The following is a 13,798-nucleotide window of genomic DNA, read 5'->3' on the forward strand; positions in this document are numbered from 1 at the left end:
GATGTTCCGAAATAAAGAAATTCGAATGTTACTACTGACCATGTCTTCGTTCAGTCTAATTGCTGTTATCACTTCACTAGTGATTTCAAGGGAAACCGCATGGATCACCATCGTTACTGCAGCAGTACTCATCACTTGTAGTATATTATATACTCGGTACCGGTACCGAGAGATTGCTAAGTTATCAAGCTATCTTCGTGAAATTACGAGCGGCAACTATTCACTGGATGTACGTGATAACCAGGAAGGCGAGCTCAGTATTCTTAAGAACGATATCTATAAAGTAACACTCATGTTATCGGAGCAACGGTCTCTTTTACAGGAAGATAAAATAAAACTGACCAATGCGATCTCTGACATATCTCATCAGCTCAAAACACCGCTTACCTCCATGACGGTCATGGCCGATTTATTAAGTGATCCAGATCTGGATCGAAGCAAACGAATAGAGTTCGTACGGAATATCAGTATCCAACTTGATCGAATCGGTTGGCTTATTTCTGCGTTACTGAAATTTTCGAAAATAGATGCAGGTACAGCTCAGTTTAAAAAGGATCGTGTTAAGGTAAGCGAGCTGATTCAAAAGTCAATTGAGCCTGTGCTCGTTCCGATGGATATTAAGGAACAAAAACTCATCATTAATGGAGAAGATTCAACTTCCTTTCTTGGTGACCTGAATTGGTCCTCAGAAGCGATGGTTAATATTTTGAAAAATGGAGTTGAACATACGCCAGCAGGCGGAGAAATCACCATATCATACGCTGAAAACGCCCTTTTCACGGAGATTATCATCTCGGATAACGGAAAAGGAATACCAAAGGATGAGATCCCTCATCTATTTAAGCGGTTCTTTAAAGGAAAACAGGCAAGTGAAGACAGTGTAGGAATTGGCCTTGCACTCGCACAAAGTATTATTACGAGTCAAAATGGAACGATTGATGTAAAAAGCGAGCCTGGAGCGGGAACCGAGTTTCACATCAAATTTTATAAACATGTCATTTGAATTAATTCCGTAATAACGATATTTACATGAGTTAAAAGTATACATTTTCAAATTCAACAATGTATGAGCTACACAATTGACTCAGGCATAACAGTTCTTCAGCTAGGTGACTCTTAAGTGACTAAAAAGTCACTTAAGAGTCACCGGAGAGTCATGGAAGGTAGATATACTGATCTCATGAACAGAGGGGGTCATCATTATGGAGATTTTAAAAGTAGAAAATCTAACTAAAATATACGGAAAAGGCGATACAGCAGTAAAGGCGCTGGATGATGTTTCTTTTTCGGTGAATAGGGGCGAGTTCGTCGCCATCATTGGGCCGTCAGGCTCGGGAAAATCAACCATTCTTCATCTGCTCGGAGGCGTAGATCAGCCAACGAGCGGTAAAATATATGTGGATAATACAGATATTTATGCTTTGAACGAAACACAGCTTGCGATATTTCGGCGCAGACAAATTGGACTGATTTATCAGTTCTATAATCTAATACCGGTATTAACAGTGGAAGAGAATATTACGCTTCCTCTCCTGCTCGATGGACATAAGGTGGATAAGAAACAATTTGCGGATACGGTGAAGCTGTTAAATTTAGAAAAGCGTCTAGGGCATCTACCTAATCAGTTGTCAGGAGGACAACAGCAGCGCGTGTCCATTGGCAGAGCGCTCATCAGTAACCCTTCCATTATGCTAGCAGATGAACCGACGGGGAATCTAGATAGCAAGAACAGCGCTGAAATCGTTGATCTTCTGAAAATGTTTAATAAAACTTACAATCAAACCCTTATTGTCATTACTCATGATGAACGAATCGCTCTTCAAGCAGATCGAATTATTACGATAGAAGATGGAAGGATCGCTAAAGATGAGGTGATTCGTCCGTGAATATCGTCAATAAATTAACATTACGGCATTTAAGATTAAACAAACGTAGAACGTTGGTTACCATTTTGGGCGTCATTATTTCAGTTGCCATGATTATTGCGGTAGCGTCTCTCGGTGTTTCCTTTATTGATCTTATGAAGAGACAGAGTATCGCAACGGAAGGGGAATGGCATGTACAATACCACAATGTAAATAAAGCTCAGCTTAATGTGATTGAAGCAGATGAGGCTACCAAAAAACTAGTCATCTCAAAAGATCTGGGATACGCCCCTTTAGAGGGAAGCCAGAATGACAATAAGCCATATCTATATATCAAGTCATATAATGAGAAAGGCTTTGAACAGTTTCCTATTGAACTAATGGAAGGACGCTTTCCACAAGCAAAGAATGAACTCATTATCTCGGAAGAAATAGCTTCAAATGCAAAAGTGGATTATAAAGTTGGTGACTCCATAACGTTACAAGTGGGGGAGCGAATTACTACTGGTGATGATGAAAGTGAAAACTATGACCTAAATCAGAATGAATCATTACGTAAAATGAATGATCGTATGGAAGAGCGTCTTCAAAACCAGACTACCCAGGAGTACACGGTGGTAGGGATTATAAAACGTCCTGAATGGGAACCCGCTCAAGCGCCTGGATATACGGCGATAAGTTATTTTGATGAAAATCTAATGTCAGCTGGAGATAAGGTTACGGCGACCGTTGTTCTAAACAAAGTGGATAACTCGCTGTACGCTCATGCTAAAGAATTGGCTAAGAACAATCATATTGAAAAAATCGTCTATAATAATTCTCTGCTGCGTTATTCTGGCGTTACAAGTAACAGTGATTTGCGAACTATGCTTTTTTCATTATCCGCTATCATCATGACTATTATTATGGTCGGTTCGATCGCCTTGATTTACAATGCGTTTGCAATTTCGGTTTCTGAACGAGCTAGACATTTAGGGATGCTAGCAAGTGTAGGGGCAACAAAAAGACAAAAAAGAAATTCGGTGTACTTTGAAGGATTCGTGATTGGAATCATTAGTATCCCTCTTGGTATCATTTTTGGACTTGCTGGTATTGCGATTACGTTTGTGTGTATAAATCCGTTAATTCAAGGTGTGTTAGGAGTTTCTGAAAAATTAACGGTAACAGTAACACCGTCTACTATTCTTATCACTTGTCTTGTTTCGATGCTGACGATCTTTATCTCAACGTATATACCTGCTAGGAAAGCTTCTAAGATTTCTGCTATAGATGCGATTCGTCAGACCCAGGATGTAAAGCTGACTCGAAAAGCGGTGAAAACCTCAAAGTTTGTTCGTAAGGTATTTGGCATGGAAGCAGAGATTGGTCTAAAGAACTTAAAAAGAAATAAACGCAGGTACCAAGCGACTGTTTTTTCACTTGTGATCAGTATTATTTTGTTTCTAAGCATTGCCTTTTTTACTTCCATGATGCAAAAGTCGATTGAACTATCTTCCAGCGGGTTGAATTATGATATTTTAGTTCAGATGGAACTGGACACGGAAGAAGAAACAGCTGAGCTGGTTAACTCGATTACTGCTCTTCCCAATGTCACAGATGCTAATTATATTCAATCGTTAGAAGCAAATTCTTTGATTGATAAAGCTTTCATTGCTGATGAACTAAAAGAGACTCTAAAGGAAGACGAAAGCATTCTAAAAGACGGAAAATATCCATATTATATTCAAATTTCTGCCCTGGATGATATCAATCTAAAGGCATACGCTGAAAAGGCAGGAGCCGATTACGATCAGTTAATAGATCTTGATGAACCGGCTGCGATTGTAATCAACCAAAATAGATATGAAGATTATGAAACAAGAAAAAATGTAGAAACAAAAGCGATCTATTTGGAAAAAGGAGATCAGATCGATCTTAATTATACCGACTGGGATACAGAAGAAGAAACAAGTATGGGGCCTATAAAAATTGCTGCATTAACTGAAGAGATGCCTTTAGGTATTACTCCTTCCTATCTGGGTAACCTGAATATCGTTGTTTCAGATCAGGTTTTTAAAACGCTGGTCACTGAGAGTATGAAAAAGAATATGAGAGACTCACTTTACCTATCGAGTTCAGATCCATTAGCACTGCAATATTCTATTGAAGAAATGAAACAGAACAATATTTATATTAATAATGTGTATAAGAACCGGCAAGGTGAAGAACAGATGGTTTTACTTATGTCCGTATTCACGTATGGATTTATCGCGTTAATTACGCTAATATCTGTTGCTAATATTTTTAATACGATCTCAACCAGCATATCGCTTCGGAAACGTGAATTTGCGATGCTGAAATCAATGGGAATGACGCCAAAAGGGTTTAGAAAAATGATCAATTACGAGAGTATCTTCTACGGGATCAAGTCCCTGTTATATGGTCTTCCTATAAGTATCCTGGCGATGTACCTCATTTACCGATCTATGATGAACAGCTTCACGTTCGGATTTTCACTACCTTGGCTTAGTATACTGTTTGTTATCTTAGCTGTGTTTTTGATTGTAAGTGCGGCTATGCTGTATTCCAGCTCCAAAGTGAAGAAAGAAAATATCATTGATGCGTTGAAACAGGAAAATATTTAATTCAGTTACTCTGCTCATCGGATTCAATCCATAAAAGAAGCTCTGCTATTCAAATTTAGTTCTAACGAATAGGCAGAGCTTCATTTTTTATATTTAAGTGAATTAATTTCATAACACCTTTAGCTGCTTTAAGCCGAAATGTTAGAAGATGCTCCATTTCATCTCTTGTGAGATTTTCTCAAGTAATTCGATCCCGGCTTGACTATTTCCCTTATCATTCAGTGAGGGTCCAATGACCCCAATCCCATAGCGGCCTGGAACCAGTGCTAGAATACCGCCAGACACCCCGCTCTTGGCAGGTAAGCCGACTTGTATTGCAAATTCACCAGATGCATTATACATTCCGCAAGTTGTCATGAATGTCTTTGCTATTTGTACAACCCTATGCGGAATTAGTTCTTTTCCAGTCAAAGGATCTGTCCCATCACAAGCTAGAACTAAAGCCATTCGTGCTAAGTCAGCGCAATTGACGAGAATAGAGCAGTGACAAAAGTAAATTTGCAGCACCTCTTCGACATCTCCATCAAGAACACCATTTCCTTTTAAAAAGTAAGCAATGGAACGATTCAAATGTCCTGATTCAAGCTCTGAGTGAAAAACATCTTCATCATGTTTTAGGTTATCATTATTCGCAAGTTCTTTGAAAAATTGAAGAATTCGTTCTGATTTCTCTTTTTGACTGCTCCCATGAATTAAAGAAGAGACCATAATGGCTCCTGCATTAATAAATGGATTGAAAGGAATACCGGGTCTAACGAGTTCAAGCTTAAGCATGGAGTTAAAGTTATCTCCTGTCGGCTCCATACCAACTTTACTAAATACTTTATCTTCTCCATTATCCATAAGGGCTAAAATCAGGGTGTACACTTTAGATATACTTTGCATCGTAAAACGCATTTCAAAGTTTCCAGCGGAAGCAAATTCTCCTTTTGTGTTCAAAAGTGTGATCCCTAAGGCATCATGAGAGGCTTTTGCTAATTCAGGTATATAAGAAGCGACTTTTCCAGCAGAGGAGTGAGGTACACTTGATTTAACCCATTCAGGAAGTTGCTTTCGTAACTTTTCAATCTCGATATTCATCATCGGGTGCTCCTTTTCATCAAACATGTAGGGGAGAAAATGATTCATCTTACTTTTCCCACATATCGGAAGGATTATAAGTGAAGGGGGATAATAATTAAGAGTGAAGAAAAAAGGAGGAGACAATGAAATCCTTACTACCCATTCGAGGTACTCGGTTATATGTTGAGGAATACAACAACACATGCGAAGAGGCATTATTATATTTACATGGAGGACCTGGAGCCAGTTGCGTCGATTTCTGTTATCATCAGGCATTGGAGTTATCGGAAACCGTAAGGGTGATTGCTTTTGATCAAAGAGGAGTATTGAGATCTGACCCTATATCAGAAGGAGAAACGTTTTGCATACAAAATATCATAGAAGATTGTGAGGCTTTACGGATTCATTTAGGGATTCGTCAGTGGACTGTGTTAGGGCATTCATTTGGTGGATATGTGGCATTTAACTATGCGATTCAGTATCCGAATACCGTAAAAAGAGTAATATTTGAAACCCCTTCTTTTGATATAAAAAGCTCAATGAGAAATTTTATTCAAAGTGCATTACCTATTTTTCAATCTTTAAACCATCAAGAAGGCATCCAGAAGTGTAATCAGTATGTAGAGGGAGATTTCTCAGCAAGTGATCTTTGGAATGCTTGGGGGGAGATTGGGCAACAATTAGGTGAACATCGTGATCATCTTTACTTCAAAGGCATGAACCCTGAAGTATATAATGAATTGGTAGATCGGTTGGTTCCACCGGGCGAACTTTGGGAAAGGGGTCAGATACATATCAATAAACTGCAGGAGGAGGGCGAATTTTTTAAAAGTTTACTTCCAAAGCTCCACAAACTTACTCAACCTTCACTGTTAATTACAGGTGTATTCGATCCCGTATGTACGGTAGAACAACAGGAAACATATAGACAACAAATACCTAATCATTCCATCGTATCTTTTGATAAAAGTGCTCACTTTCCAAGACTTGAAGAACCGGAGAAATATAAGCAGGTGATCATAAGTTTCATTAAACAAAACTAGAACATTTTGAGGAACGGATGGGTACACGATATAGGAACGATGTTCTGCATACTAATCTCATTGATATTAAAAAATGCGGCAATAGCAGAAATGTCTGCTACGCCGCATTTTATACTTTTATGAATCGTTTTGTTCTTCTTGATGTTCTTCATAAAATGTAACTCGATTTCTTCCAGACTGCTTCGATCGATATAAACATTCATCCGCTATTCGAATAATGTTACCGACATTCGGATCATGTAAAGGATAGAATGCCACGCCAATACTACAGCCTATGGAAACATGATTGAAATCAACAATAAATGGCTTGTTCATGAAAGTGATGATTTCCTCAGCTAAATCAAGAGACTCTTGATAAGAAACAGCCTGTGATGATCGAAGAATGAGCAGAAACTCATCTCCTCCCAATCGAACAGTAATGTTGCCGGGTTTCGTAACCACAAGAAGTCTTTGTGCAACTTTCTGTAGGAGCAAGTCGCCTACTTGGTGGCCTAGTGTGTCATTTACTTTTTTGAAACCATCCAAGTCAATGTACATAAATGCAAGTGTCTCGAAGGGGAGATCGAGATGTTCAATCGTTTCTTCTAGATAACGTTCAAGTGCGATACGGTTCGGAAGTCCGGTCAATTGATCTTTTTCAGCGAGAAGTTTCATATCTCCGAGTGCAGATTCAGAACGACTTAACGATTCAACTAAACTTCGCAGCGATGTAGAAAGACTGTGGATCTCAGCAAATCTCTTGTATTCAGGAATGGTAACATTACTACCTGAACGAAGCTGATTCGCTGCTGCTGTTATTCCGCGAATGGGTCTGGAAATCGTCTCCGCAAGAAACCAACCGATGGTGGCAAATACGATGGATGCTATAATACCAATAAAAATAAAACTGTTCATCATTTGGCTCATAGAAGAAAATGCGACATCGGTAGGTTGTCTAACCAGTACAGTCCAGCCGAGGCCTTCATAATTCAGATAACCATCCCCATAAGCATAACCCGTGAGGTAGCTTTTTCCATTGGGCCATTCCTCAACTTCCCAGTCGTTCTCTCCTTTTTGACTTTTTGTAACGCTGCTAATATTAAGTTTCTCACCCACCATATTCTTCGGGCCAAGCAGTACCGTGCTGTCTGCTTTACTGATAATGAATAATTCTAAGTCTTTTATATGGTCCTTCTGAGGTTCGAGAATCGTTCTCTGAACTTCCTTTGACCATTCCCAGCTTAAGTGAGCAGCAAGTACACCAATTGTAGTTCCGGATTTACCTTGTACGGGTAAACTGATATCGACGAACTGTAAGGGTTCTCCCGTGGGATTTGGAAGAAGTTTCGAGAGTAATACACCTTCATGTACATCTCCGATAAACTTTCCTTTGATTCCTTCTTTAAAAACAGGACGTTCAGCTATGTTGTTTCCTACTAATATTCCGTCAGTTGCAGCTAGCACTTCACCGTGGTCGTCCATAAATCCAACCCAGGAGAAAGAGGGAAAGCTCGCCTTTAATTGATTAAGTAACTTTTGGGTCTTATCTACATCTTGAGTTTGTTCCATTTCCATCATAGCTGCTAAAATCTCAACCTCACCTGCACGGGACCACATGAAACTATCGAGTTTGTCCGACATTTGATAAGCGATACTCGAAAGGGATTGACCGATCTCATTTTGTAATCTCACTGCTGAACGATTGCTTAGGAGTGTCCCAATGATTGCAGTTAATAAAATGACAAAAGATGTGAATGTAAGAACAAGAATCGTACGTAATTTAATCATGATAGCCTCCCACGTCTAATATGTTTTAAGACTCACAGAACGAGGCTTTTTCATATAAAGTGAACAGTGTGAATATAACATGAAAAGGAAAAATAATCCATAGAATTTGTCGGTTTTTATCGCTATTTGTTATATTTTGTATTACTATTGTAATTAATTAATTAATAACACATGAAATTAGTTGAAGAGTTAAGATGTGTGTATTAATACAGACAGACTACCATTTAGCCTGTATATTTCTTTGTTGACCCATTGGTACTGTGCGATTTTTATTTCTTATTTTAGTTAAGCCCGAGTAAAGAGTGTGGAGGAATGTAATTGAACATGATAAGTAATAACAGCACGGAGGATGGCGTGACATATCAATCCGTGATTTCGGCGATGGAGAAGAACTTAGCAATTATTCGATTTGATCTTGAACGCCGTGTAACGTATGTGAATGAAGGATTTGCAAGAAGCATGGGTTATTCGAGAGAAGAAATGTATGGAATGTTACATAAGGAATTATGCTTTACCAAATTTGTTAATAGTCCAGAATACGAAGAGTTCTGGAGCAATATCCTTTGTGGGAAAAGTTATCAGGATAAGATTGAACGTAAAGATGCTAAAGGGAATCAAATGTGGCTCGAAGCTACCTATATGCCAATTTTTGATGAGAAGGGCGAGAAAATTCTCGCTGTAACTAAGGTAGCCACCAACATAACGAATCGCCAAAATAATCTTACGGCTGTTGTAGATGAGCTCAAGGAAATGTCTACGGTCCTAAACAAACGTGCTGAAATGGGTATTGAACGCAGCGAAGAATTGTTGAAAAGTATCTTCTCCATTGCGAATGTATCTGCCATAAATACGCAAACGCTTACAGATTTACAGCAGGAAGCTAAATCCATACAAAACGTAGTGAAAACGATTCGTAACATTTCCTCCCAGACGCAGCTCCTTGCACTTAATGCTGCAATCGAAGCTGCCCATGCAGGTGAATATGGCAGAGGGTTTGATGTTGTGGCTAAAGAAGTGAAGAAACTGTCTTCGATGGTAGAGAATTCGATTGTTGAGATACGAGACAGTGTACAGGGCATAACGAAAGAGATTTCAAATATATCTCAAGGGACAATGGAAATTCAGAATTATATTGAGCAAAGTCAACAGCAGATTGAGGTTGCCATGAAGGATTTTACAGTGGTACTCTCCTCCGCACAGGAGCTGGATTCCAAAGCAAGACAAGTGATAACGATTGTATAAATGTAGATGAAGGGCATGAGGAATTTCTCATGCTCTTTTTAGTGTGGAATCCCAGTTCAAGAGATTGAAGTTGAACGAAAACCTTGTTATAATTTTATGGATATAAATGGAAGGAGGACGACACGATGCCAGTAACTTTGTAATAGGTTATCTAATAAGGATTATTACCATTACAAGGATGCAGAGCAAAGTGTTGATTTTATCGCATAATGCAGTGAATCCTTGAGGAGTTACTGTATTATTGGATATGTCTTTCCAGGTCATCGGCTTTGTACTCCTGCTATTTTGAGGAGGTTCACATGAAGCATGTCATCAATACAAGTGATGAGATATTAACGGTAGATTGCAAAGATATTATGCTGAGAGAGTATATGGCAGAGGACTTAGATGCCCTTCACGATCTTACTTGGCAACCACATTTTCATGAGTTTCTAGTAGATTGGAATGTGTCTAAGGAGCAGAGAGAAGAATGGTTTCATAATTACGAAATCCCGGAGAATAAACAATTCTTACAAGCTGTATCTACAGATGGGGATATAGGAGAAATTCGTTTGCGTCTTGGAATCATCTCGAAAGGGACAGGTAAGTTCATTGGGGTCTGCGGTACAGGAGTGCTAGACAAAATTACTCCACCCAAGAGAGAAATTTACTACGGGATAGCAAGCGAATATAGAAATAATGGGTATACTACGCAAGCAGTGAAGGGACTCATTCATTACTTGTTCTGTAATACAAATACCGAGCAACTCGTTGCTATTGCACAGATATGCAATTTTTCATCTAATCGGGTGATCAATAAATCCGGATTTGTGTTTGAACGTGATATAGAGATTGAGGAAAAGAAGTATCACTATTACACAACGAAAAAAGAATAAGAGAAAGACGAAAGGATTAAGGGTTGCCATAAGGCAGCCCTTTCCATGGTTAGAGGGGATAAATAGATTAAAGGAGCTGTAAGAGTGGAATTAATCGCTGAAATTTCTGACATAGATATAGGTTTAATGAGAAGTAACTTACCTGATCAGGTTCACATACGAAAGGCTGTAAGAGCAATCATCTTAAATGAATCTAATCAAATCGCTCTCCTTTATGTATCGGAAAATAACTATCATAAATTACCCGGGGGTGGTGTGGAGACTAATGAAACATGGTCAGAAGCTTTACTGCGTGAAGTAAAAGAAGAGGTTGGGGCGAAGATAGAAATGATCTCTAATCTTGGATCCATTATTGAACATAGAGGTCAGCATCATTTAATACAACAATCCTACTGTTTTCTGGCTAGAGCGGTAGAAATTAGCCATACGCCAACTTTTACAAAAGAAGAACAAGCAAATGGATTCCAATTGAAATGGATGGATTATGAGCAAGCTGTTTCATTAATAAAACATGATAAACCAAAAGATTATGTCGGTCGGTTTATTCAAAAAAGGGATTTTCTTTTTTTACAGGAAGTGAAGATGTATTGCAAGGATATGTAAATTCATTTATATCTAAACAATAAATCTTAATTTTAAAATATAAGAGAGACTTGATTTTATGATTCTCATAATGTTATACTTCTCTGTGCTAAAAATCACTGTTTACGAGATTTAATGTGAGAGATTACTAACATATAAGTAAACTTGTTCCCAGAAGCTCGTGTGACAGATCATTTTACATACAGGAGGAACATAAATCATGGAACGCGTACAAGGTAAAGTAGCTATTATCACAGGTGGAGCTTCAGGAATCGGGCTTGCAACAGCACAGATTCTTGCTAAAGAAGGTGCTAAAGTTGTTATTGCTGACTTCAATCAAAAAGGTGCAGAAGAGGCAGCTCAAGAAATCGTAAATCAAGGCGGCGAAGCATACGGAATATTCTTGGATGCTTCCAAATTAGAATCCATTAAAGAAACAGTTGATAAAACAGTTGAAAAATACGGAACAGTAAACATTCTTTTCAATAATGTTGGTTTGACAAACTTGAGAAAAGATCTGGATGTTGTAAACATGGATCTAGAAGAGTGGGATCACCTAGTTAACGTAAACCTGAAGAGTGTACTTGCTGGATGTAAATATGCGATTCCTCATATGGTTAAAGCTGGTGGAGGAGCGATCATTAACACAGCTTCGATGGCTGGATTCGCATCTGATATTATTCGTACAGCATATGGTACAACGAAAGCAGCTGTCGTACATTTGACTAAATATGTAGCAACACAATACGGTAAACAAAATATTCGTTGTAATGGTGTAGCACCAGGTCTTATCCTTACGCCAGCAGCTAAAAATAACTTGTCTCCTGAACTATTAGATACATTTATGAAATATAATGCGCTTCCTTACCACGGAGAGCCAGAAGATATCGCTAATACGGTTCTTTTCCTTGCTTCAGATGAATCTAAATTTATCACAGGACAAACGATTCAAGTAGAAGGCGGACATTATCTTGCTAACCCAACCGTTCCGGACTTCGTTGCAATGAGTAAAAATCAATAATAAATATAGTTAGATATCTATATCTGGTTAATAGCACTCTTCCACTTCTGTGGAGGAGTGCTTTTTGACCCTGATGAGTTCAACATTTTTAGTAGAATGATGTTATTTTGACTTTAAGTTAGAATCAATAAGATTGCATCTAACAACTGGAGAAGTGAACTGATAGTTGATATATGGTAGTCTAAATGTATATATTACGGGATAGGGGATACTTATATGATATACGTGATTAGACATGGACAAACCGATCTGAATAAAGAAGGCAGGCTCCAAGGAAGAAAAGGATTACCGCTTAACGAATATGGAATCAAACAGGCAGAAATATCAAAAGAAGAAATGAATAGTGTGAAATTCGACTACGTGTTTTCTTCCCCGCAGATCAGAGCAATCCAAACCGCTGAGATCGTGAGTGGAATGAAAGCAACCATAGATGCAAGACTAGATGTGTTTGATCTAGGAGATGCTGATCTACTACATAGAGAAGAAGTGATAATGAGCGGGTCAACGCCTGATCCGGCGATTTATCAAGGTGTGGAAGACGTAAACAGTTATATCAAGAGAGTATTTCAATTTATGAATGAACTTGAATCGATGTATGGTAACACTCAAGTGAATATTTTGTTGTCAGGTCACAGATGTACAACAGGATGTATTGGAGCATACTTCTTGGGTACTCCAGAGGACGGAAATTTATTAAAATTTGCTTCGGCGAATGGAAAATATAAAACATATCAATTCGCATCGAAGGAAACTATATATAATAGTTGATGTAGCTAAGCCTCTTGAAACATGGCAATAAAATGCCGGGCACTTTTAGAAAGATAGCGATCTTTTAACCAGACAATCCCTACATCAGATTCAGAGTTAATGTCCGCGATGGGGAGCATTTTGATAACAGGTAACGGGAAAGAGGCCATTACCGATCTTGGGAGAATCGTTCCTCCAATCCCTGATGCTACAAGCGCAATAATGATGGCTACACTCGAACACTCGCAAATGACAGCAGGTTCAAAGCCGTGTCGTTTACATTCATTCATCACCCGGTTATGCATGGCAGTCGTTTCATCTGTCTTTAATGTTAGAAAGGGAATATCGGCTAGTTCGTGCATCCTTATTGAATCATGAGATGAAGCTAGTCTCCAATCACTTGGGAGTACGGCAACAAATGGATCGGAAGGTAGATGTAAAACAGAATAGGGACTCATTTCGGAAGTCGCTTCAAATGGCAATCTAGCCACAATGAGTTCAATCGTTCTTTGTTCTAATTGTTTAGCTAACAGAAAATGATCGCCTTCACTGATTTTAAAGGTTACTTCAGGATATTGCTCACGAAACATCTTGATTTTTGGTGGAAGAAGGGAAATACATGATACAACTGCGCCGATGGAAAGAATCCCTAGAACGCCTTCATCCACCTCTTTCACTTCTTGAATCGTTTCATGAAACTGTTGAATGAGGAGTTCTGCTTTTTGCCGCAAAATCTCTCCTGCAGGGGTAAGGTAGAGTTTGTGTCCGCTGCGATCAAATAAGGTAACCTCTAACTCTTGCTCCATTTGTCTGAGTTGACGACTTAAGGGGGGCTGTTCCATATTCAACACTTTGGCAGCGCGAGTGATTTGCCCTTCGTTTGCTATGGCTAGAAAGTAGCGCAATTGCCGAATGTCCATGATTCTCTCTCCCAACAATCATACCTAAAAGGTATGCATAATCTATAAAA

The 13,798-nt window shown here is 38.8% G+C and carries 12 protein-coding genes; 9 read left to right on the forward strand and 3 right to left on the reverse strand.

Annotated features, from left to right (window positions below; translation table 11 throughout):
* The first annotated feature begins 1 nt into the window (after position 1).
* The 3 genes from PV403_RS11295 (at position 2) to PV403_RS11305 (ending at position 4,489) form a co-directional block, all read left to right on the forward strand.
* Positions 2-1,003, forward strand: coding sequence for a sensor histidine kinase (locus tag PV403_RS11295; protein WP_332084641.1), 1,002 nt, complete (start codon positions 2-4; stop codon positions 1,001-1,003).
* Between the two features lie 199 nt (positions 1,004-1,202).
* Positions 1,203-1,886 (forward strand): ABC transporter ATP-binding protein, encoded by a 684-nt coding sequence (locus tag PV403_RS11300; protein WP_332084642.1) that lies wholly within the window; start codon positions 1,203-1,205, stop codon positions 1,884-1,886.
* Complete coding sequence (locus PV403_RS11305; RefSeq protein ID WP_332084643.1) at positions 1,883-4,489, forward strand: FtsX-like permease family protein; 2,607 nt, start codon at positions 1,883-1,885, stop codon at positions 4,487-4,489. Before PV403_RS11300 ends, PV403_RS11305 begins: the two co-directional genes overlap by 4 nt.
* Before the next feature lie 141 nt (positions 4,490-4,630).
* Here PV403_RS11305 and glsA read toward each other — a convergent pair whose 3' ends face one another.
* A complete protein-coding gene (gene glsA / locus PV403_RS11310) occupies positions 4,631-5,569 on the reverse strand; it encodes a glutaminase A (protein WP_332084987.1) in 939 nt (312 codons plus the stop codon).
* Positions 5,570-5,694: 125 nt separating this feature from the next.
* On the opposite strand from glsA, the gene PV403_RS11315 reads away from it, so the two are divergent.
* Positions 5,695-6,594 carry an alpha/beta fold hydrolase gene (locus tag PV403_RS11315; RefSeq protein ID WP_332084644.1) on the forward strand — a complete coding sequence of 300 codons (900 nt, stop codon included), beginning with the start codon at positions 5,695-5,697 and terminating at the stop codon, positions 6,592-6,594.
* A gap of 117 nt (positions 6,595-6,711) precedes the next feature.
* Here the strand turns inward: PV403_RS11315 and PV403_RS11320 are convergent, their stop codons facing one another.
* The gene (locus PV403_RS11320) at positions 6,712-8,361 is read right to left on the reverse strand and encodes a diguanylate cyclase domain-containing protein (protein WP_332084645.1); all 1,650 of its coding nucleotides are present in this window, start codon (positions 8,359-8,361) and stop codon (positions 6,712-6,714) included.
* 324 nt (positions 8,362-8,685) lie between these two features.
* On the opposite strand from PV403_RS11320, the gene PV403_RS11325 reads away from it, so the two are divergent.
* The 5 genes from PV403_RS11325 to PV403_RS11345 all read left to right on the forward strand — a co-directional run bounded on the left by PV403_RS11325 (position 8,686) and on the right by PV403_RS11345 (position 12,849).
* Positions 8,686-9,603: a methyl-accepting chemotaxis protein gene (locus tag PV403_RS11325; RefSeq protein ID WP_332084988.1), complete on the forward strand. Its 918-nt coding sequence runs from the start codon at positions 8,686-8,688 to the stop codon at positions 9,601-9,603.
* 299 nt (positions 9,604-9,902) lie between these two features.
* Positions 9,903-10,478, forward strand: coding sequence for a GNAT family N-acetyltransferase (locus PV403_RS11330; protein WP_332084646.1), 576 nt, complete (start codon positions 9,903-9,905; stop codon positions 10,476-10,478).
* 84 nt (positions 10,479-10,562) lie between these two features.
* Positions 10,563-11,081, forward strand: a complete 519-nt coding sequence (locus PV403_RS11335; protein ID WP_332084647.1) for an NUDIX domain-containing protein — start codon at positions 10,563-10,565, stop codon at positions 11,079-11,081.
* 199 nt (positions 11,082-11,280) lie between these two features.
* On the forward strand, positions 11,281-12,081 hold the full coding sequence (locus tag PV403_RS11340) for an SDR family NAD(P)-dependent oxidoreductase (RefSeq protein ID WP_332084648.1): 801 nt from the start codon (positions 11,281-11,283) through the stop codon (positions 12,079-12,081).
* A 216-nt stretch (positions 12,082-12,297) separates the two neighbouring features.
* Positions 12,298-12,849 carry a histidine phosphatase family protein gene (locus PV403_RS11345; protein WP_332084649.1) on the forward strand — a complete coding sequence of 184 codons (552 nt, stop codon included), beginning with the start codon at positions 12,298-12,300 and terminating at the stop codon, positions 12,847-12,849.
* 5 nt (positions 12,850-12,854) lie between these two features.
* On the opposite strand, the gene PV403_RS11350 is transcribed toward PV403_RS11345, so the two are convergent.
* Positions 12,855-13,748: a LysR family transcriptional regulator gene (locus tag PV403_RS11350; RefSeq protein WP_213535035.1), complete on the reverse strand. Its 894-nt coding sequence runs from the start codon at positions 13,746-13,748 to the stop codon at positions 12,855-12,857.
* Between the last annotated feature and the right edge of the window lie 50 nt (positions 13,749-13,798).

It is taken from the genome of Paenibacillus sp. GYB006, from assembly GCF_036577645.1.
Classification (GTDB): Bacteria; Bacillota; Bacilli; order Paenibacillales; family Paenibacillaceae; genus Paenibacillus.

Bases quoted from the DNA above. Each gene is read 5' to 3' on its own strand.
- PV403_RS11295 (WP_332084641.1), top strand. From the start codon at position 2: ATGTTCCGAAATAAAGAAATTCGAATGTTACTACTGACCATGTCTTCG.
- PV403_RS11300 (WP_332084642.1), top strand. From the start codon at position 1,203: ATGGAGATTTTAAAAGTAGAAAATCTAACTAAAATATACGGAAAAGGC.
- glsA (WP_332084987.1), bottom strand. From the start codon at position 5,569: ATGAATATCGAGATTGAAAAGTTACGAAAGCAACTTCCTGAATGGGTT.
- PV403_RS11315 (WP_332084644.1), top strand. From the start codon at position 5,695: ATGAAATCCTTACTACCCATTCGAGGTACTCGGTTATATGTTGAGGAA.
- PV403_RS11320 (WP_332084645.1), bottom strand. From the start codon at position 8,361: ATGATTAAATTACGTACGATTCTTGTTCTTACATTCACATCTTTTGTC.
- PV403_RS11325 (WP_332084988.1), top strand. From the start codon at position 8,686: ATGATAAGTAATAACAGCACGGAGGATGGCGTGACATATCAATCCGTG.
- PV403_RS11330 (WP_332084646.1), top strand. From the start codon at position 9,903: ATGAAGCATGTCATCAATACAAGTGATGAGATATTAACGGTAGATTGC.
- PV403_RS11340 (WP_332084648.1), top strand. From the start codon at position 11,281: ATGGAACGCGTACAAGGTAAAGTAGCTATTATCACAGGTGGAGCTTCA.
- PV403_RS11345 (WP_332084649.1), top strand. From the start codon at position 12,298: ATGATATACGTGATTAGACATGGACAAACCGATCTGAATAAAGAAGGC.
- PV403_RS11350 (WP_213535035.1), bottom strand. From the start codon at position 13,748: ATGGACATTCGGCAATTGCGCTACTTTCTAGCCATAGCAAACGAAGGG.